The sequence below is a fragment of the Shewanella mesophila genome (assembly GCF_019457515.1).
Lineage (GTDB): Bacteria > Pseudomonadota > Gammaproteobacteria > Enterobacterales > Shewanellaceae > Shewanella > Shewanella mesophila.
In genome coordinates this window covers 1504284-1523904 of sequence record NZ_CP080421.1, presented here as the reverse complement: position 1 = coordinate 1523904, position 19621 = coordinate 1504284, and the positions used below count along the sequence as shown (strand labels likewise).

11 protein-coding genes are annotated in these 19621 nt (G+C 45.7%); 10 read left to right on the top strand and 1 reads right to left on the bottom strand.

What is annotated here, in order from left to right; translation table 11 throughout:
- Positions 1-155: 155 nt before the first annotated feature.
- The 6 genes from K0I73_RS06695 (at position 156) to K0I73_RS06670 (ending at position 11927) form a co-directional block, all read left to right on the top strand.
- The gene (locus K0I73_RS06695; protein WP_220063718.1) at positions 156-2429 is read left to right on the top strand and encodes a multiheme c-type cytochrome; all 2274 of its coding nucleotides are present in this window, start codon (positions 156-158) and stop codon (positions 2427-2429) included.
- 424 nt (positions 2430-2853) lie between these two features.
- Positions 2854-5076 (top strand): OmcA/MtrC family decaheme c-type cytochrome, encoded by a 2223-nt coding sequence (locus K0I73_RS06690; RefSeq protein WP_220063717.1) that lies wholly within the window; start codon positions 2854-2856, stop codon positions 5074-5076.
- 376 nt (positions 5077-5452) lie between these two features.
- Positions 5453-7450, top strand: a complete 1998-nt coding sequence (locus K0I73_RS06685; RefSeq protein WP_220063716.1) for an OmcA/MtrC family decaheme c-type cytochrome — start codon at positions 5453-5455, stop codon at positions 7448-7450.
- A gap of 79 nt (positions 7451-7529) precedes the next feature.
- Entirely contained in the window at positions 7530-8519 is a 990-nt protein-coding gene (locus K0I73_RS06680) for a DmsE family decaheme c-type cytochrome (RefSeq protein WP_220063715.1), read from the top strand.
- Between the two features lie 12 nt (positions 8520-8531).
- Positions 8532-10631 (top strand): MtrB/PioB family decaheme-associated outer membrane protein, encoded by a 2100-nt coding sequence (locus K0I73_RS06675; RefSeq protein WP_220063714.1) that lies wholly within the window; start codon positions 8532-8534, stop codon positions 10629-10631.
- Positions 10632-10772: 141 nt separating this feature from the next.
- Positions 10773-11927, top strand: coding sequence for a sugar diacid recognition domain-containing protein (locus K0I73_RS06670; RefSeq protein ID WP_220063713.1), 1155 nt, complete (start codon positions 10773-10775; stop codon positions 11925-11927).
- A gap of 71 nt (positions 11928-11998) precedes the next feature.
- Here K0I73_RS06670 and K0I73_RS06665 read toward each other — a convergent pair whose 3' ends face one another.
- On the bottom strand, positions 11999-13681 hold the full coding sequence (locus K0I73_RS06665; RefSeq protein WP_220063712.1) for an RluA family pseudouridine synthase: 1683 nt from the start codon (positions 13679-13681) through the stop codon (positions 11999-12001).
- A gap of 778 nt (positions 13682-14459) precedes the next feature.
- On the opposite strand from K0I73_RS06665, the gene K0I73_RS06660 reads away from it, so the two are divergent.
- The 4 genes from K0I73_RS06660 (at position 14460) to K0I73_RS06645 (ending at position 19407) form a co-directional block, all read left to right on the top strand.
- Positions 14460-15197 carry a substrate-binding periplasmic protein gene (locus K0I73_RS06660; protein ID WP_220063711.1) on the top strand — a complete coding sequence of 246 codons (738 nt, stop codon included), beginning with the start codon at positions 14460-14462 and terminating at the stop codon, positions 15195-15197.
- A 553-nt stretch (positions 15198-15750) separates the two neighbouring features.
- Positions 15751-16545, top strand: coding sequence for a gamma-glutamyl-gamma-aminobutyrate hydrolase family protein (locus tag K0I73_RS06655; protein ID WP_220063710.1), 795 nt, complete (start codon positions 15751-15753; stop codon positions 16543-16545).
- A 253-nt stretch (positions 16546-16798) separates the two neighbouring features.
- On the top strand, positions 16799-18157 hold the full coding sequence (locus K0I73_RS06650; RefSeq protein WP_220063709.1) for a GntP family permease: 1359 nt from the start codon (positions 16799-16801) through the stop codon (positions 18155-18157).
- An 83-nt stretch (positions 18158-18240) separates the two neighbouring features.
- A complete protein-coding gene (locus K0I73_RS06645; RefSeq protein WP_220063708.1) occupies positions 18241-19407 on the top strand; it encodes a glycerate kinase in 1167 nt (388 codons plus the stop codon).
- Positions 19408-19621: the final 214 nt, after the last annotated feature.

The following is a 19621-nucleotide window of genomic DNA, read 5'->3' as shown; positions in this document are numbered from 1 at the left end:
ATCTGGTTCACGTTTGAACAGACTAACTCTCAACCTACTACCTCTTTTGGGTAATATCCCAGTAAGGTAAAACTAAGCAATTGAAGCAATAGCAGTTACTTAGATCTGCCTTAACCATACTAAAAAGATAGATCTCACTCTCATGCAGGGGAAAAATGATGAAACGGTATTCAATCGGTACCGCAGTCAAAGCAGCTTTTAGTGTTGGGGTATTGTCCTTAGCACTGGTCGGTTGTGGTGGCAGCGATGGTAAAGATGGTGAAGACGGCAAGCCTGGCGAAATCGCAATTGATATCAACAGCGCAACTGCAGTTCAAACTAAAGTCGAACTAGCAAACTATGATGAGGCTTCAAAAACCCTAAGTTTTGAATTTAGTCTAACCAATCCTAATGGCGTCGCCGTAACGGGATTAGAAAATCTAAAAGATCCTCTAAGAATTGCCTTCGGGCGCATGGGGACTCGCAGTGAGGCCTTTACGCCTTTTGCACTAGAAGATGGAACCCAAGTTACGGCAAGAGCCGATGGAGATGAGCAAATTTGGTTATCCTATCGAAACACCACTAAAGATGGCGTACCTATGACAGGCACCAACAACTGGCGCCCTACTCGTGACTGCCCTGAGGGTGAAACCTGTCTTGCGTATTTAGGCCAAGGTAAATACAAGATCACCGCGCCCAATATCATAGACACTAACGGTTTAGACTACGACTACGACGTCAACCAGATCCAAGGCATCTACGTGATGACCTATGGTGTCGGTCAAAACAAGCTGAAAAATGTCGAAGCTTACTATTGGGATCCGCTAACGCAACAGTCAGTCGGGTCACCGAAGAAAGTACTGGAGATGGAAACCTGTACTAACTGTCACGTTGGTCAAGACCATATTCGTCATGGCAACTATGGGAACACCGCCGATGGTTGTGGTTTCTGCCATACCGACTACACAGTTTATAGCGGCTCGGGTGTCGACAGTGAAGGTAATACAGTTGAGTTTAACTTCGATGGTTCCATCAAAGGTTTAGTACACGGTATTCATACTGGTATTACCGAAGGCGAGCGTCGCGAGCTTGGGAAATTCAGCTCAGTGATTGCAAATCCGGCTAAAAACCCTGCATTTGCCTATGAATTTGATGGTGCAGCGCTTGATAGTGAGGGCAATCCACAAGCTGAGCTTAACTTCCCTACTTCAACGGCAGACTGCCAAAGCTGTCACGTTAGCTACACAGAGACTGAAGAAACACTGCCAGAAGACCTTACAACTCATGCATTAGCTTGGTTTGCAGATAAAGACACGGTTGGATGCCAAACCTGTCACGGTGACTACCACTATGGTAGCCGTACAGAAGTCATTGGCGAAGATACTGTGCTAGTTGGTTGTGTCAGTTGCCATAACTCAAATGATGGCAATACTCGCGGCGGCGCATTCCGTCACTTTGCTGGACATGAAAAAGACAGCCGTGAAGCCGCTTCTCAAGCGGGTATCTTAGTTGATGCGAGCTACAGCGAAATCAACTGGGATGAAGCCACCTCAACGCTAACTTTCACCATGAACCTAATGAAAGGTGAACAAGCGGTGACTGGTGAATTCGTGCCTCGCGTGTCGATTTATGTCAACGCCATAGACTCAGTAAGCCCTGATGCGTTTTTAGCAAGCCGTACAAGTGGCACCGCAGTTGCGAATCAAGATAGTAGCTATAGTGTAACCGTCGACGGTTCAAAAGCTAGCTATGTTCTACCATCATTAGCACAAGCCTTGAATAACGGTGCAGACCTAGCTATTACTTCTAGCTTTAACACTTGCTTTAATAACAAGACATCAACCCTGCTTCCACTTGATGCTGAAGGCAATTGTACAGGTGTACTTAGCCCTAATGCTGCCAAAACTGAGTTTGTTAAACTTGATGGCACCCAAGGTAGTGAACGCGCAAGCGCGGTCGATTATGAAAACTGTGCAAGCTGTCATAACAATGACATGGTCGCACGCAAAGGTGCCGCGCACTATCGTAACGCCGATATACATACTTGTGCTCAATGTCATGAGGCCGGTGATTACAACAGCATGATTGTTCGTGTTCATGGTACTTTCGGTAAAGCCCACGGCCGCGAAGATGTTCAATCACTCGTCAGCAGTGCAAACTGTAGCGCATGCCATAGCGACAATGACTTTGGGTTAGAAAATGCGCGTTCAACCCCAATGCGTTGGAATAGAAAAGATGAAACCTTTTCTAGCCCACAGGCGGGTGTATGTGCATCGTGCCACGTCTCTAGCAGCTACGATATCGGTGGTGGTAAAGATGCAGCTAAATCACACATCGAAAGCATGGGGGGAGTAGTTGCAGGCACTTATGAACAAGCTATGCTCAATAGCGAATCATGCCTCACTTGCCACAACAGTGAAAAAGTCGCTGAGCTGCATAAGCAAAACTAAGCGATAGCAAATACATCTACCCTACCCTCAAGAGTGGAAAGCAACCCTTTCCACTCTTTTTATTTGCGGCTTTGTACAAACCCACTTAACTATTTCAACTCCATTATCATATGCCGAAAAATGTATACAAAAAAGCAACATCTAACAGGGCTTAAGAGTGAGTTTCCTTAAGTAAAAATTAAAATTGCACAAAAAAAGCGCCTTTTTCACTACCTCTAAAGAAATAGTCAGATCTCAATCACATAAGCACACTGAAACAACTGCCAAAAAGCGGTTGTTTCGATAGCCTTGTAAGTGGAAATAAATTCCACACACTAAATGGTTGTTTTTAAAGACTACAAACGACAACTGTTCTCATTTGAGAACGTGTTAAATAACTTAAATAACCGACAAGTGATGATTAAAACTATTGCAGGGAATAATCATGATGAAAAAGTTCAATTTTAATGCGGCGACAAAAGCCGTATTAGGTGCAGGGCTTCTCTCTTTAGCCATATCAGGTTGCGGCAGCGACGGAAAAAATGGTGAAGATGGAAAAGATGGTGTTATTGGTGTCAATATTGACTCAACCGCCAGCCTAAAAGCAACATTTACCAATGCAAGCATTGATGCTGGCACGGTAAAAGTCGATTTTACGCTTCAAGATGCTAACGGCGTCGCCGTTCTCGGTCTCACCAAAGATCACGACTTAAGATTTGGCATTGCACAATTAACTCACGTAGTTGAAACCACAGGCGAAGGTGAGGCAGCCGTTGAAGCTGATCGCGGTTTCCAATGGCAAGCCTATATTAATGCTGAAAAAGCACCAAACCCAAGTTGGGTTCCTGAGGGTGAAACCGATATTACCCCATCGACTCAATATCAAGCCAACGTTGAGCAAGCTTCAAAATGTGATGACTGTTTGGTCGATAATCAAGATGGTAGCTACAGCTACACATTCCAGACTAATATTGCCCAAGTGACGACACCACTGACCATCACCTATGATGCCGATGCCACTCAGCGTATTACCTTAGAGCTTGAGCAACCTAACGTAACCGCGAACGCCAATTACGATTTCCAACCTTCAACGGGTAAAACTGAAGATATTCAGACTCGTGATGTGGTTTCAATCGAAGCCTGTTACACCTGTCACCAACCAGAAAGCCTTGCTTTACATGGCGGTCGACGCATTAATATCGAAAATTGCGCCTCATGCCATACGGCAACATCTGGCGACCCTGAGACGGGTAACAGTGTCGACTTTACCTACATGATCCATGCGATCCATAGAGGAAATGAGCGCCACACTTATGATGCCGATGGCGTCGAAGTGCCAGCACCTTACAAAGTTATCGGCTATGGCGGCGGCGTTCACGACTATGGCAAGGTGATGTTCCCACAAAAGCCTGCTGCTGACTGTAGTTCATGTCACGTTGAAGGGGCTAACGCACCTGCCAATGCTGATTTGTTCAAAGCAGATCTAAGCAACACGGCTTGTATCGGTTGTCATAGCGAAAAACCATCAGCGCATCATGGCAGCACTGATTGTGTCGCATGTCACAACAGTACTGAACCTTACGGCGGAACAGGTAGTGCATTCAAACGTCACGGCGATGTACTGAAAGCTTACAACGAAGCTCGTGAGATGAGCGTGAAATTCAGCGACATCGGCGTTGATGCAAACGGTAAATTCGTGTTCAACGTACAAGTACTTGACCAAAATGGCGCAGCCATTGACGGCGAGTTCTTAGACCCAAGCTCACGTGTTGTCGTAGCATGGGATGTCGATAAAGATTTCCCTGCATACAGCGAAGCCTCTTATAGCAATCGTCGTATTGCCCTAAAAGAGGGTGTCTATGATGCGGCAACCAAAACCTACACATTAACGGGCACTAAATTTGATGTACCAGCCGATGCTAATGGTAAAACATTTGAGTTGTGGTCAGCACTAAAAGTGTGTTTCAACAATGGTGGATACGGCGTTGCGGACATTGAACTAACGGCTTGTGCTACCGACGGTGTGCGTAAAATTGAAGCCAAAGATGCTCCGCTACATTTCGTCTGGAAAGACGGTGCTGTAGACGATACTGCTAAAGCGGCTTCTCGCCGTGACATCATTGACCCAACTAAGTGTCAAGGTTGTCATAACCAAGAGAACCACCACTACAATAACGACTACAACTGCCAAACTTGTCACACTTCAGATAAGTCAGTTAAAGAATCTGTTCGTAGTTCAGGTCTGTTTGATAGCCCTACCAGCTATGCCTATAAAGCGCACCATGCAGCAGGGCATGATATGAATGCCAAATGGGGCAGCGGGCTTAAATCTGGAACGGTAATGAAGACAGATTGCTTGACTTGTCACACGGCCGAAGACTCTAGAAACGGGATCGATAATGGTATCACCTTAGGCCGCTCGCCTGATCGTGTATGGAACTATCCTAATCTTGAAACTAAAGACAGTGCAGGTATATGGGTATCGTCAGATGCGGGTGCATGTTTAAGTTGTCACCAAGCTCACTTAAGCGATGCGGGTCAATCTCACATCGAAACTAACGGCGGTATTTTAGATGGTACAAGTGCAGACGATGTACGTACTCGTGCAGCAGAAACTTGCCAAACCTGTCATACGCCAGAGAAAGTCATGGCACTTCACGGCCATTAATTGAAGATCACCTAAAGTGAGTATTACTCACTTTATTTGAAATTTAATTCCCGAAGGGAGGCTTTGCCTCCCTTTGTTTTTATTTAGAAACAGTAAATGTATTTTTATAAACAAATTGTAAATAATTGGTTAATTTATAGGCCGATTTTCATTCTAAATTAGCCTTTCCTACCTCGATAAACTACCCCTTTAGAAATAGAAAGATCTCGGTCACACATTAGAGCCAGTTTGGCAGATTTTAGGCGCCTGTTACGTTAGCATTTCCTTGGGGATTTCTATTTCCAGCATTGACTTAGGTTGCACTACTTATAAATGAGAATCGGAACAGAAAACTGTCCATGCACTTAAGACGATGCCAAACCTATGCAGGGAAAAAATGATGAACATAAGAAATAATAAATTTGCGCTGCTTCTCGCAGCAAGTGCAGTCTCTATGGCTCTTAGTGGTTGTGGCGGCAGCGATGGTAATGACGGTAACCCAGGTAACCCAGGTGGTTCTGCCGCTGATCATATCGATACATTAAACTTGGATATTACCAAAGTCTCTTATGACAATGGTGTACCAACCATTAATGTATTTGCCACCAACGAAGAAGACCTACCCGTGGTTGGCCTAACAAAGCTTGAAGTTAAGAAAGCTGTTCAGTTACTTCCACAAGGTTCAACTGGTGCAGGCGATAGTGCACAATGGCAATTTATCGGCTCTCAGAAAGCGTTTACTGACCACAAGAACGGCAACTACAGCCTTACTGTCGAGGTAGAAGGCTACAACCCTGAACTAACACAACGTTTTAACGTAATTGCCAGCGCGGCGACGCTGCAAGACGGTGTGACTACTGTGCCACGTACCGAGATATCCCAAGATTTCTCTGGCGAAGGTTATGCACCGCTTTATACAAAGAATATTGTCGCCACCGCCAGCTGTAATACCTGTCACGGCGAAGGACAGGAAATTTATCACGGCTATAATGTCGAAACTTGTATCTCTTGTCATACTCAGGAATTAGCTGATAGCAGAGGTAAGCCACAAGTTGCCTTTAGCCACCTTGTTCATAACGTCCATAACGATGCAAAAATGTACGGCCCAAACATGGAACTGAGTGCTGAGACAGCACATGCTATCGTTCAAGACAACTGTCAAGCCTGTCACGTACAATCTGATGATCTTGCAGAGTGGGGCAACTGGTCACGAGTTCCAACCATGGAAACCTGTACTAGCTGTCACGTAAATATCGACTTCCAAGCCGGTAAAGGCCACTCACAGCAAAGTGACAACAGCAACTGCGTCGCCTGTCATAACGCGAGCTGGACTGAAGAGATCCACAGCGAAAATGCAATTCAGAAAAAAGCACTGATCGATCAATATGGTATCCAAACTGAGTCTACTATCGATTCAACAACTAAAGCAGCGACCATTAGCATTCAAATCGTTAATACTGCTGGCGAAAATGTTGATATCAATGACGTTCTGCCAATGATCCAGCGCGTTGAAATCGTCACCAACGTGGGTCCAAATAATGTGACCTTAGGCTACGGCGGTAAAGACTCAATCAACGCCATTAAGAACGGTGTAGTGGATGCAAAAGCGACTATCCAAGACGGTAAGCTAGTTTACACAACCACTAAAGAGCTTATGCTAAATACTGAAGCCGGTGCTGATAACGAAACCGCCTTTACCTTTGTTGGTTGGGCTATGTGTTCAGAAGCTGGCAAATTCGTAAAATGCGAAGACCCTGCATTTGACGGTGGCGACGCTGATAAGTACACCGCGATGAAAGCGGATTTAGCTTTCGCTTCATTATCAGGTCAAACCCCAAGCATGCGTCACGTTGACTCTGTTAACTTTACCGCTTGTGCTTCTTGTCATACACCTGAGTTCGAAATCCACAAAGGTAGCCACCATGCTGGTTTCGTGATGTCTGAGCAGCTTTCACACGCAAAAGATGCTAACGATATGCCAATCATAGGTGTTGATGCATGTGTGGCTTGTCATACACCAGACGGTACTTATGCAGGCGGCACCAATAAAGGTGCGTTAGAGATGAAACTCCACGTGGTTCACGGCGAGCAAGGCATCATCAAAGATTGTGCTCAGTGTCATAACGACTTTAACCTTGACGCATTCAAAGTGAAAGGCGCATTAGCAACTAAAGTAATAAACCCTTACACACCAAGCCAAGAGAGCCTATACACTACACCTATCACTGCGACATGTACTTCATGTCACACCAGCGATAGCGTTAAAGCCCATGCAGAAAGCCAAGGTGCGATCATTAATGGTGCAAAAGATGTCGCTAACGATGCTGCTCAGTTAGAAACCTGTTTCTACTGTCATGCTCCTGTTATCGAAGATCACACTGCGGTTAAGATGTAATTTGCTCATCTTGAAATGAAAAACGAGGGGAGTGCTCTCCCCTACTTTTCGAAAATTTGTGCAAATTAGGAAGTCTATTATGAAAATCGTAAACAAATTCAAAAGCCTCATCCCAGCCGTTATGGCTGCTGCGGTGCTTAGTTTGGGTATAAGCCACAGTGCTATCGCATCGAAGTGGGACGCAAAAATGACGCCCGATGAAGTAGAAGCCACCCTGGACAAAAAGTTCGCAGAAGGCCAATACTCACCAAAAGGTGCCGACACCTGTTTGATGTGCCACGGTAAATCAGAAAAAGTGATGGACCTATTTAAAGGTGTCCACGGCGCGACACACTCCAGCAATAGCCCAATGGCGGGTCTGCAATGTGAGTCATGCCACGGCCCAATGGGTAAACACAATAAGGGTGGTAATGAGCCAATGATCACCTTTGGCCCTGATTCCACTCTATCAGCAGAAAAGCAAAACAGCGTCTGTATGAGTTGTCACCAAGATGATAAGCGTATGTCTTGGAATGGCGGTCATCACGACAATGCCGATGTTGCCTGTGCATCATGTCACTCGGTACATACGGAAAAAGATCCAGTGCTGTCAAAAAACACTGAGATGGAAGTCTGTACTAGCTGTCACACTAAGCAAAAAGCGGACATGAACAAGCGCTCTAGTCATCCAATGAAATGGAACCAAATGACCTGTAGCGATTGTCATAATCCACACGGCACTATGGCAGATTCAGACTTGGTAAAGCCAAGCGTAAATGAAACTTGCTACTCATGTCATGCTGAAAAACGCGGCCCAAAGCTATGGGAACATGCCCCCGTCACTGAAAACTGTGTGACCTGTCATAACCCACACGGCAGCGTAAACGAAGGTATGCTAAATACTCGTGCTCCTCAGCTATGCCAGCAATGCCATGCCAGCGATGGCCATGCCAGCAATGCCTACATGGGTAATACAGAACAAGGCTCAACTGTTGGCGGTAATGCCTTTACAGGTGGCCGCAGCTGCTTGAACTGTCATAGTCAGGTCCATGGTTCTAACCATCCATCTGGCAAACTATTCCAGCGCTAAGGAGACGAGAAGATGAAATTCAACTTAAATTTAGTCACGCTCGCCCTGATCGCTAATGCCAGTGTTTTTGTACCAAACATGGTTCTAGCCGATGGCTATGGCGTACAAAACGCTAATACTGACAAAGTAAAATTTGATAAGTGGGCATGTAAGCGCTGCGCTATTGATACAGGCGTATCAGGCACAGTAGGCGTGGGTGTTGGTTACAATGACAGTAACGACATCCACTCTGCTAATGCTTTTGCCGCCGAAAATGAGTTTGCAGGCAAAGTCGATGCCGATGTCAGATACACCAACAAATCAGGCTATCGCGCGACAGTAGAAGCCCAAGATCTGGGCATGGAAAATGGTCGTTTAGACGTGAATACCGGTAAGGTAGGTCAATACAAGATCAACCTAAATTACCGTCAAATCGCAACCTATGACACAGACAGTGCCATGACGCCATATCTAGGCGTTAGTGGCGATCATTTAACCCTGCCTAACAACTGGCAAACTGCAGGTTCTAGCCAAGATATGAGCCAGCTTTATAGCAGCTTAAATCCAACTGAACTGTCGCTTAAACGCAAACGTGCAGGCCTTGGGTTTGAATATCAAGCCGAAGAGCTGTGGAGCACTTACATCAACTATCAGCGTGAAGACAAAGAGGGCCTTAAACAAGCCTCTGGTAGCTTCTTTAACCAATCGATGATGCTTGCTGAACCTGTTGATTACACCACAGATACGATTGAAGCGGGTGTTAAGTTAAAAGGCGATAACTGGTTTACTGCACTGAACTATTCAGGTTCCAGCTTTAAAAACCAATATAGTCAACTGACCTTTGACAATGTGTTTAATCCAACCTTTGGCGCGCAAACTCAAGGCGTAATGGCACTCGACCCTGACAATGAAGCCCATGTTGTTTCATTGATGGGCCAATATGTTGCAGGCAAAACCATCATGAGTGGTCGCGTGCATTACGGCCAAATGACTCAGGACCAAGCTTTTGTCACCTCAGGTTATGGTTATCAAACCCCTGCCGAAGCATTAGATGGCAAGGTCGATATGAATGGCGTCAACCTTAAAGTGGTCTCGCGTATCAATAGCACTGTGCGCCTAAACGCCAGCTACGACTATAGCGATCGTGATAACAAGACCAATGTTGAACAATGGACGCAGATCAGCATTAACTCAACAACCGGAAAAGTGGCTTACAACACGCCTTACGATATCACCACCCAACGCGGTAAATTGGGCGCTGATTTCCGTCTTAGCCGTGGTATGAACCTAGAAGCAGGTTACGACTATCGTCGTGATGAGCGCAGCTACCAAGACCGTGAAACTACAGATGAAAATACACTTTGGACCAAGTTCCGTATCAGTGCATTTAACAACTGGGATATGTGGATCAAGGGCAGCTATGGTGAGCGTGATGGTTCTGAGTATCAGGCATCTGAATGGACTTCAAGCGAGTCAAATGACCTGCTACGCAAGTACAACTTAGCCGATCGCAAGCGCACTATGGTTGAGGCTCGCGTTAGCCACACACCAATCGATGCGTTAACTATCGACTTTGGTGCGCGCTATGCACTCGATGACTACAACGAAACTCAAATTGGTCTAACTGAATCGAAAGATCTTAGTTATGACGCCAATATTAGCTACTTAATCAATGACGACATGATGGTTAACGCCTTCTACAATCGTCAGAATATTGATTCAGAGCAAGCTGGCAGCACTAACTTTAGTGCACCTAACTGGTTTGGCGTTGTAGAAGATCAAGTCGATGTCATTGGTGCCGGCTTTAGCTATAACAATCTGTTAGAGAACAAGATGCGCCTAGGCGTAGACTACACTTACTCAGATTCAAGCAGTAATACCCAAGTGACCCAAGGGATCAGCGGCGATTACGGCGACTACTCAGCTAAAGTGCATAATATCAATGTCTATGGTCAATATCAGGCAACTGAAAAAATGGCGCTTCGTCTTGATTACAAGATGGAAAACTACAAAGACAACGATCCAGGCAACAGCATAGCCCCGGATGGGATCTGGAACGTCGTGAGTTTTGGCGCTAACAGCCACGACTACACAGCCCATCTCATCATGTTGAGCATGAGCTACAAGTTGTAAATTTTGCCGATAGTCACTAAAAACCCGCGCAAGTCGCGGGTTTTTTATGAGGCATTAGATATCAAAACGTGTACCAGTCACTAGTTCCATCACTCTATTTGTCGTAAGCTCAAATATCAACTCCGACACCATAGCAAGCCAGTGTACTTTTTAGACTCACAAATCGCGCAGCAGATTGTCGACCGCACCATGGCGATCATCAAACACAATATTAATGTGATGAATAACCTCGGGGTTATTTTGGGCTCAGGCGATCCCCATCGTATCGGCTCGACCCATGAGGGTGCCCTACTTGCCATCAGCCAAAATCGCACCGTTACCATAAATCAAGCCAGTACCTCGAGTCTTCAGGGCGTCAAGCCAGGGATTAATCTGCCCTTGCACTATCAAGGGGAGGTTATCGGTGTTGTGGGTATTACTGGAGATCCTGAACATCTGATGGCCTATGGCGAGCTACTGAAGATGAGCGCCGAGATGATTGTTGAACAGGCCAATTCAATTGAGCTAACGCAATGGCAGAACCGTCAGCAAGAGGAGTTTATTCTGCAACTCATTAAGGGCGAATATAACGATATTGATCAGCTCAAAGCGTGGGCAAAGAAACTCAACATCGACCTTTATATGCCCCGCGTCGCGGCGGTGATCCAAGTACAGGAGGATAACCCCCATACCACGGCAAACTCACTACTAAAACAAGTCCTTAACCTGCTTGAAAATCCATCTAGGGGTAACCTAGTCGCCATGACATCGATGACAGAGCTGGTGATCCTCAAACCTGCGTTTCTGGATGGCAAACAGTGGAATGCGAGTCTCGAAAGTGAGCGTATCGACCAGCTGCTTAAACGGATCCCCGCGGAAATGAACGCTCAGTTAAAAATCGCCTTGGGACACTACTTTCCTGCCGCGACCGATATTCATCACTCTTACCAAACTGCAAAAGAAACCCTTAGATTTGGCATGCAGATGCAACCCAAACGAAGCAAATACCTGTTTGAAGATTTCTCTTTGCTGGTGATGTTATCGGGACTCAAACAAGATTGGCGCGGTCAGCAACTGCTCACGCCGTTTAGCAAGTTAATTGAGCAAGACAATAACCAGCAGCTACGAAAAACTCTGGCGGCGTATCTGACTCATTTAGGCGATCAGGGCGCTTGTGCAAAACAGCTTTATATCCACCGCAATACCCTTCGGTATCGGCTCGATAAGATCAGCCAAATAACAGGGGTTGAACTCAACAAGATCGATGGCTTGCTGCAACTCTATCTTGGGCAAATTCTATTGAGCGATCCAAATTAGGCATTGAATTCGTGCGCAAAGACCCTGCTTTTAAAACAATGCGTTAAAAACGCCTCACTAAAAATACGCTATTAAAATTCAGCGTCAACTTCGAAGGTCAGTCGCTCTCCTGTAGTTGGATGATTGAGCACTAAACGCTCGGCGTGCAAATGCAAACGGTTAGCGCGCGCGCCATAGAGATCGTCACCAATGATCGGCAGATTAAGCCCATCAACATGGGCACAATGCACCCGCAGTTGATGAGTTCGGCCAGTTTGAGGATAGAGGTACAGCCAAGTGTTCTCATCGTCTCGCGCCTTAACCTGCCACAGGGTATGAGCATGTTTTCCATGTTCAAAACAGACCAGTTGGCGCGGCCTATCGTCAAGATCGACTCGCAATGGCAAGCTAATCTCGCCCTGCTCGCCTGCGACTATGCCCGCCAGTTTAGCCACATAACGTTTCTCTACCGTACGGCCAATAAACTGTTGTACCAGCGCTCTATTCGCCTCTTTGCTTAATGCGATCACCATCAGCCCCGAGGTCGACATATCCAATCGATGCACGATCAAAGGCCCGGTCGCAGTAGGAAACTGCTGCTTCATGCGCGCATAAACCGAATCACAGATATTTTTCCCCGGCACCGACAGAAACTCAGCCGGCTTGTTGATCACCGCCATCGCCTCATCTTGATACAGAATATCGATAACTTTACCTTCGGCGGGATTACTCAATAATGGATTGTCATCCATCTCTATGCCTTTAAGCATATGGCTTAAGATAGGTTGGCATTTACCATGACAAGCCCCATAAAACTGCTTATGCTGCTTCACCTCTGACTTTGGTGAGGCGCCCCACCAAAACTCGGCTATCGCTAGCGGAGTCAACCCATGAGAAAAGGCGTATTGCAATAACTTGGGCGCCGCGCACTCACCGGCTCCCGCTGGCGGTTGCTGATTTGGTGCATCTTTAAAGATCTGATTAAGATCTTGCAGCTCATCCGCTTGATTTAAGAACCGATACTGTGCAAACAACTTTTGCTGCAAGGCGTTAGACTGCTTTGCCCGCTGTGCTTTGAGTGATTCAATCTCAGCCTCTAACAATTGTAGTGAGTCGCTCACCTCTGCAATGACGCCGTCCCAATGCAACTTTATCGCTTTTAGCCGATTCTTTTCCGCCACACTCTCTTTGCCCAGCTGCACATTTAGCCCTACCAACGACTCTTTCGACAATTCAGCTTCAGCCTGAGCGCGTTTTAATTTACGCGCTTTACGCCCCTCGATAATAGCCGCGCGCATGGCTTCGAGCTCATCATCAGCCTCTTGCCCTAATGTCGCTAACTGCTCTCTCAACTCCAACAGCTCGGTCGAAGCCTCAAGCTGGGTCAACTCATAGGTTAGCTGATTAATCGCTTGTTGCTCTGCGTGAAAAAAGCTCTCTTTAGTCAACATATCGAATACCGGCGGCACAAAACCATCGATGAGATTTTGCTCAGCCAGCTTGCCAGAAAAGGCCGCTAAGTAACCGATCTCGCCACTGTTATTGCGAACGAGCAGCACACCAAACATCTTGCCGATAACCTTGTTGGTGTCCTTACCTAAGCCAAAGTTGTGTTGCCAATCGGTTTGGTTACTCAGATAAGCTTGTAACTCCTCTGCCGCCAATACACACAAAGGGTGTGGCTCATAATAAAACGGAAAGGTAAAACGCTCAGGTAGTTGATAACTATCGATTGGCGATTTAAACGCGGTAAAGCAGTGCTGAGCAGAATACATGGGCATTTAACATCTTGTGCTGATACTGAGTGAGACTAAACTAATACTCGCTAACGAAGCCGAGGATTTTACGCTGTCATGGCAGTGAAGTCATTATTTAGCGATCAGATGAATTCCTCTTCAAATGAAGGGTTAGTATTTTTGGGTTACTTGAGTAGCGTTTGGCTGAATCTTATTTGTTAAATGTGTTTGAAGGTCGAACCTTCAATGGGAGTTAATTGCTTGCAGCAGGCTTATGTGCAACTACTTCTGCTCCCCGGGGAGTGTACTAGGCCTGTTATTCAGGTCAATTTGTGATGCCTTAGATACTGCTCTTTCATCTTCTTTTCACTTATTCAAATCTAACTAATGCTCTGCTGTCTGCCATTTCGAAGGGGTTTCTCATTTGTCATGCTTCTTTGGTGTAGGCATGAAAAGCACCAGAGAATAATGATGCTATATAATTGATTAACCATGGGTGGCTAACTTTTTTATCACCGTCGAGTAATAATTTTGTGGCAAAAAAAAAGAGAATTAAGACGTTTTTTGTAGATGGAAGAGCATTGCTTGGTGAGTGAGTCGTGTAGTATTGTTATATCGCGCATGGTGTTGGTTCTGGTAGGTTTTTGGCGAAATTAATTAGATCAAACAGTACCATGGGTGTCTACTAATTGATTGTAAAAGGAATTCTCAGGGGGTTCCCAAGGTTGGGGCGTTCAGTGCTCGGTGTGTCATTAGCAATCAAGCATTCACTTCTTTTTTTACGGCTGATATTCAATACATTTTTTATGAGGTCAGGATGAAGTACAAACACCTAGTGGCGATCTTAGTATTCTTGATTTACTCGTTGCAAGCAGTAGCCAATGAAAACAAGGTGGTCTTGGCTTGTGTGGATTATCCCCCTTACTATGGGAAAAGCTTAGAGAATGGAGGACCGTTCACGGAAATTATTGTCCAAGCTTATAAGAAGGTTGGCTATGAGGTGAAGTTAAGAATTGTTCCGTGGGCAAGAGGGTTGAAGGAAGCAAAAGAAGGAACCGTTGATGGGATATTCACTGCCTGGTACAGAAAGGATAGAGAACGATGGTTTGTCTTTTCTGAACCTTTGCCTCCGAACGAAATTGTTTTCTACAAACGAAAAGAGGACAACATCAAATTTAATTCGTTTGAAGATTTAAAACCTTACACAGTAGGAGTTGTCCGTGGATACCTTAATCCTCCTGGATTTAAAGAGGCCAACTTGAGAACCCTGGAAGTTACAACAGACAAACAAAATCTTGTTATATTAGCGAGAAATCGTATTGATTTAGCCCTGACGGATAAGGCGTTGGGACAATATATCATTCGTACAGAGATACCAGAACATGCGAACAACTTGGAATGGATTGACCCACCTGTTGAAGTAGTGAAGCAATATCTGATGATTTCAAAGCAGACAAAGAATTTTCAAAAAAAGGTGGAGGCATTTAACTCAGGTTTAAAAATACTTTCTGAGTCAGGGGAAATGGATAAAATTTTGGCAAAACATGAATTCTAAGTCGATTGTTTTGGTACTCATCAGCTTGAGTTGTGGAAAGTGTGTTTTGCAATAAAAATAATCGCATAAGAAGTTGATGAACCTGATTTTACCCGCCATTTTCTCAATCAAATTTCAATCATAAAACCAAAAGTTATCTCTTTTGAAAAGTTAAATATAGAGGGCAAAAAAACAGTTTATCATAGCGTTAGCCGATAAAAATCGGTAATCCGATAGTCATGAATTAGAACTAAAAATCTAACTCTACAATGTCTTAGAACGTTTTATAGCCAGTCCAATATCCATTAAACTAAAATCCAGAGTCTCATGACTTTCATTGGAAATCCAACCAAGTCAAAAATCCTCACTTAGATCTAAATTTGCCACACTAAATGTAATTAATTACAATCAAAATGTTTGACATAATGAACACCAATAGGCAGACTGAAGTTCATCTAATCTGTTTAACGCGTGCCATTAAACCGCGCTTATAACGATTGTCACCGCTACCGACACAGCAAAGACAATCGGCACTAATATGAACTCATGACTCTATTTATTCATCAGGTGATCTATGCCAATAACACAAAAAAAAACCGCTAAGAAACCCACGATTTTAATGACTATGGGTCAACAAGACCGTAACGGTCACCCTTATCAAGTCATGACCCACAAATATATGCAGCCCATCGTCGATATCGCCGATTGCATTCCGTTACTGGTTCCCACCTGTTTTGGTGTTGAGGATATCGACCAATATTTGGATATGGTCGATGGTGTCTATCTCTCTGGTGCGGGTTCAAATATCGACCCTAGCCTGTATGGACAAGAAAATCTCACACCAGAGAAAGCACAAGATGTGAATCGCGATCTGTTCGACTTAGCCATTATACGTGGGGCAATAGCACGAAAACTGCCGATCCTTGGGATCTGTCGTGGCATGCAAGAGCTAAACGTGGCTTTGGGCGGCGATCTCCATCAAAAGGTTTATGCTGAAGATCACTTAGATGATCATCGTGAAGATCCCAATACCTCGGTAGATGAACAGTATGGTCCACGCCATAGCATCAATATCGAACCTAACACTTGGTTGCATGCTCTACTTGGAGACAGCATCACCATTAATTCACTCCACGGCCAAGGGATATGCACCTTAGGGAAAGGACTCGAACCGCTCGCCCGTGCCGAAGATGGCTTAATCGAAGCGATCCATGGCCCAGCTTACGGACAGTTTATTCTTGGTGTCCAGTGGCATCCTGAATGGCAAGCAAATGACAATCCAGATTCGATCAAATTATTTAAAGCCTTCGGTGATGCCTGTCGCAAAGAGTTCAGCTTACAGCAAACCAATCACCAATTGACCGCGTAACACAACAGCTTGGGTGGCAGCATATTGTGCTTTTAGCTGTCATCTAGGCTCACCCGCCCCATATATGTGCAATCGCACAAAATAATCTGATAAAACCCGGTAAAATCCAGCAACTTTGACGAAGCCTGATTGTCCTTTTGTGCGGATAATAGCCAAAGCCTGAAATACCTTAGCCCTCACTTTAGATGGCGCTGACTATGCGGGCCATTGTTCTATCCATCAAATAAATATAACCCAAATACAGGGACACCCTATGAGCCTAGTACTGATTCTGCTAGCCGTGATTGCGTTTATCGTCATTGCAACATCCAAATTTAAGTTACATCCGTTTTTAACCCTCATTATTGCGTCGTTTATCGCCGCCTTCGCCTATGGTCTGCCAAGTGCCGATATTGCTAAAACCATCACATCTGGTTTTGGTGGGATCCTTGGGTACATAGGCTTAGTGATCGTTTTAGGGACGATTATTGGCACCATACTTGAAAAAAGTGGTGCCGCGATAACCATGGCAGACGTGGTGATCAGAGTCCTGGGGAAGCGTTTCCCGACGCTCACCATGTCAGTTATCGGATATTTAGTGTCGATTCCGGTGTTTTGTGACTCGGGCTTTGTGATTTTGAACTCACTCAAGCAATCAATGGCCAATCGGATGAAGGTATCAAGCGTCTCGATGAGCGTCGCCTTAGCCACTGGGCTCTACGCGACCCACACTTTTGTGCCACCTACGCCAGGGCCTATCGCTGCGGCCGGTAATTTAGGCTTAGAGTCAAACTTAGGACTCGTTATTGGCGTGGGTATATTTGTCGCCGCGGTTGCCGCGTTCGCTGGCATGTTGTGGGCCAACCGTTTTGCCCATGTTGAGCCCGATGGTGAAGGTGCGGAGGAGCTTAAAAACAGCGTAGAAGATTTTGACAGTTTAAAGGCCGCTTATGGCACATTACCTAGTCCAACCAAAGCATTTGCCCCTATCTTCGTTCCTATCTTGCTGATCTGCTTGGGGTCAATTGCCAAGTTCCCCTCTCATCCGATAGGTGAAGGCTCGCTATTTGAAATATTCGCCTTCCTAGGCCAACCGGTGAACGCCTTAATGATAGGTCTGATGTTATCGCTATCGCTACTGAAAAGTGATGACAAAATTAAGGAGTTCAGTGAGCGCATCAGCCACGGCCTAGTCGTTGCGGCGCCAATCTTATTGATCACAGGTGCAGGCGGTGCATTTGGCGCGGTGTTAAAAGCCACCGAAATTGGTAATTTCTTGGGTAGCTCACTGTCGGCATTGGGGATTGGTATCTTTATGCCATTTATTGTCGCTGCGGCGCTTAAATCGGCCCAAGGCTCCTCTACCGTGGCCTTGGTGGCTACATCTGCGCTAGTTGCTCCCATGTTGGGTGACATTGGTCTGGCGAGTGATATGGGACGCGTGCTCACGGTAATGGCCATTGGTGCTGGCGCCATGACGGTCTCTCACGCTAATGACAGCTTCTTTTGGGTGGTGACTCAATTTAGCCGTATGAGCGTAAAGCAAGCCTATAAGGCACAAACCATGGCAACTTTAGTTCAAGGCGTTACCGCCATGATTTTAGTCTACCTACTTAGCCTCGTTTTACTCTAAAAGCGACCATATCTGCCATGGTACCCTTTAGTATCATGGCAGCCATTAACTCTGGTTCTATCCCTGACTTATAGGAAATATCAATGAAAATAGTCATTGCGCCCGATTCATACAAAGAAAGCCTGAGCGCTATGGAAGTTGCCAACGAAATTGAACGTGGATTTAGTCAAGTGCTCCCGAATGCTGACTATATAAAAGTTCCCGTTGCCGATGGAGGCGAAGGGACAGTGCAGTCGATGGTTGATGCAACAAACGGCAAAATCATTGAGCTCACGGTTATCGGGCCACTCGGCGAGCCCGTCACGGCGCATTATGGTATTTTGGGCGCTAAAAATTTAGGCACGAGTGTCAACAACTGCAAAACCGCCGTGATCGAGATGGCGTCGGCATCGGGATTACATCATGTTCCGGCAGCTCAGCGTGACCCGCAGATCACCACCAGCTATGGTACTGGAGAACTAATATGTCATGCCCTAAATGCAGGCATAAAACATATTATTATCGGCTTAGGTGGCAGTGCTACCAACGATGCCGGAGCCGGTATGCTACAAGCCCTTGGCGTGCATCTACTCGACAAAAATGGTCAACCGATTGATGTTGGCGGCGCAGGGCTTGAAACGCTGCACAGGATCGATGTCAGTCAATTGCATCCACTGCTGCAAAGCTGTCACATCGAGGTCGCCTGCGATGTTAACAACCCACTTTGTGGCGATAAGGGGGCATCGGCTATTTTTGGCCCCCAAAAAGGGGCGACAGCCTCTATGGTCGAACGTCTCGATGACGCACTATCTCACTTTGCCAATATCACCTCCCAAACCACATTAACAGAGCATCGTCATACGCCCGGTTCTGGCGCCGCAGGAGGCATGGGCTTTGCCGTGCTTGCCTATCTCAACGCCGAGTTAAAACCTGGTATCGATATTGTCATGAAAACGGTCGATCTAGCCGGCGCACTTAATGGCGCAGACTTAGTGATCACAGGAGAGGGGCGACTCGACAGCCAAACATTACATGGCAAAACGCCGATGGGAGTGACCCGCGAAGCCAATAAACAAGGCGTTCCTGTTATCGCTATCGCAGGCTGCGTGAGTGATGATGCCAATGTATTACTCGATCATGGTATCGATGCAATATTCTCGATAACCCCCAGAGCAATGGAATTGGAAAAAGTGCTCTCCAATGCCAAACACAACCTCTACACCACCTCAATCAATATTGCCGCCTTGTATAACACCAATCGCCACAGATGATGCTTCGTTAGCTCATTATCTATTTGTCATTAATCTGAGCCCAAATTTGGCGGGCTCAGCTCGCTATTTGACTATCTTAGCTATGGTATAAGTTTACGATTTCGTCTCAATTCATTTCACTTTCCCCCTTGATGCGGTATAAAGCTTACAGTAAAGTTAGCTCCCTTTTTCGACCGACTCCGCCTAGCAATAACAAGGTGAGTCAAGAGTTAAG

Excerpts from the sequence above, each read along its gene's own strand:
- K0I73_RS06680 (WP_220063715.1), top strand. The coding sequence starts at position 7,530 with ATGAAAATCGTAAACAAATTCAAAAGCCTCATCCCAGCCGTTATGGCT.
- K0I73_RS06690 (WP_220063717.1), top strand. The coding sequence starts at position 2,854 with ATGATGAAAAAGTTCAATTTTAATGCGGCGACAAAAGCCGTATTAGGT.
- K0I73_RS06675 (WP_220063714.1), top strand. The coding sequence starts at position 8,532 with ATGAAATTCAACTTAAATTTAGTCACGCTCGCCCTGATCGCTAATGCC.
- K0I73_RS06645 (WP_220063708.1), top strand. The coding sequence starts at position 18,241 with ATGAAAATAGTCATTGCGCCCGATTCATACAAAGAAAGCCTGAGCGCT.
- K0I73_RS06660 (WP_220063711.1), top strand. The coding sequence starts at position 14,460 with ATGAAGTACAAACACCTAGTGGCGATCTTAGTATTCTTGATTTACTCG.
- K0I73_RS06650 (WP_220063709.1), top strand. The coding sequence starts at position 16,799 with ATGAGCCTAGTACTGATTCTGCTAGCCGTGATTGCGTTTATCGTCATT.
- K0I73_RS06695 (WP_220063718.1), top strand. The coding sequence starts at position 156 with ATGATGAAACGGTATTCAATCGGTACCGCAGTCAAAGCAGCTTTTAGT.
- K0I73_RS06685 (WP_220063716.1), top strand. The coding sequence starts at position 5,453 with ATGATGAACATAAGAAATAATAAATTTGCGCTGCTTCTCGCAGCAAGT.
- K0I73_RS06665 (WP_220063712.1), bottom strand. The coding sequence starts at position 13,681 with ATGTATTCTGCTCAGCACTGCTTTACCGCGTTTAAATCGCCAATCGAT.
- K0I73_RS06655 (WP_220063710.1), top strand. The coding sequence starts at position 15,751 with ATGCCAATAACACAAAAAAAAACCGCTAAGAAACCCACGATTTTAATG.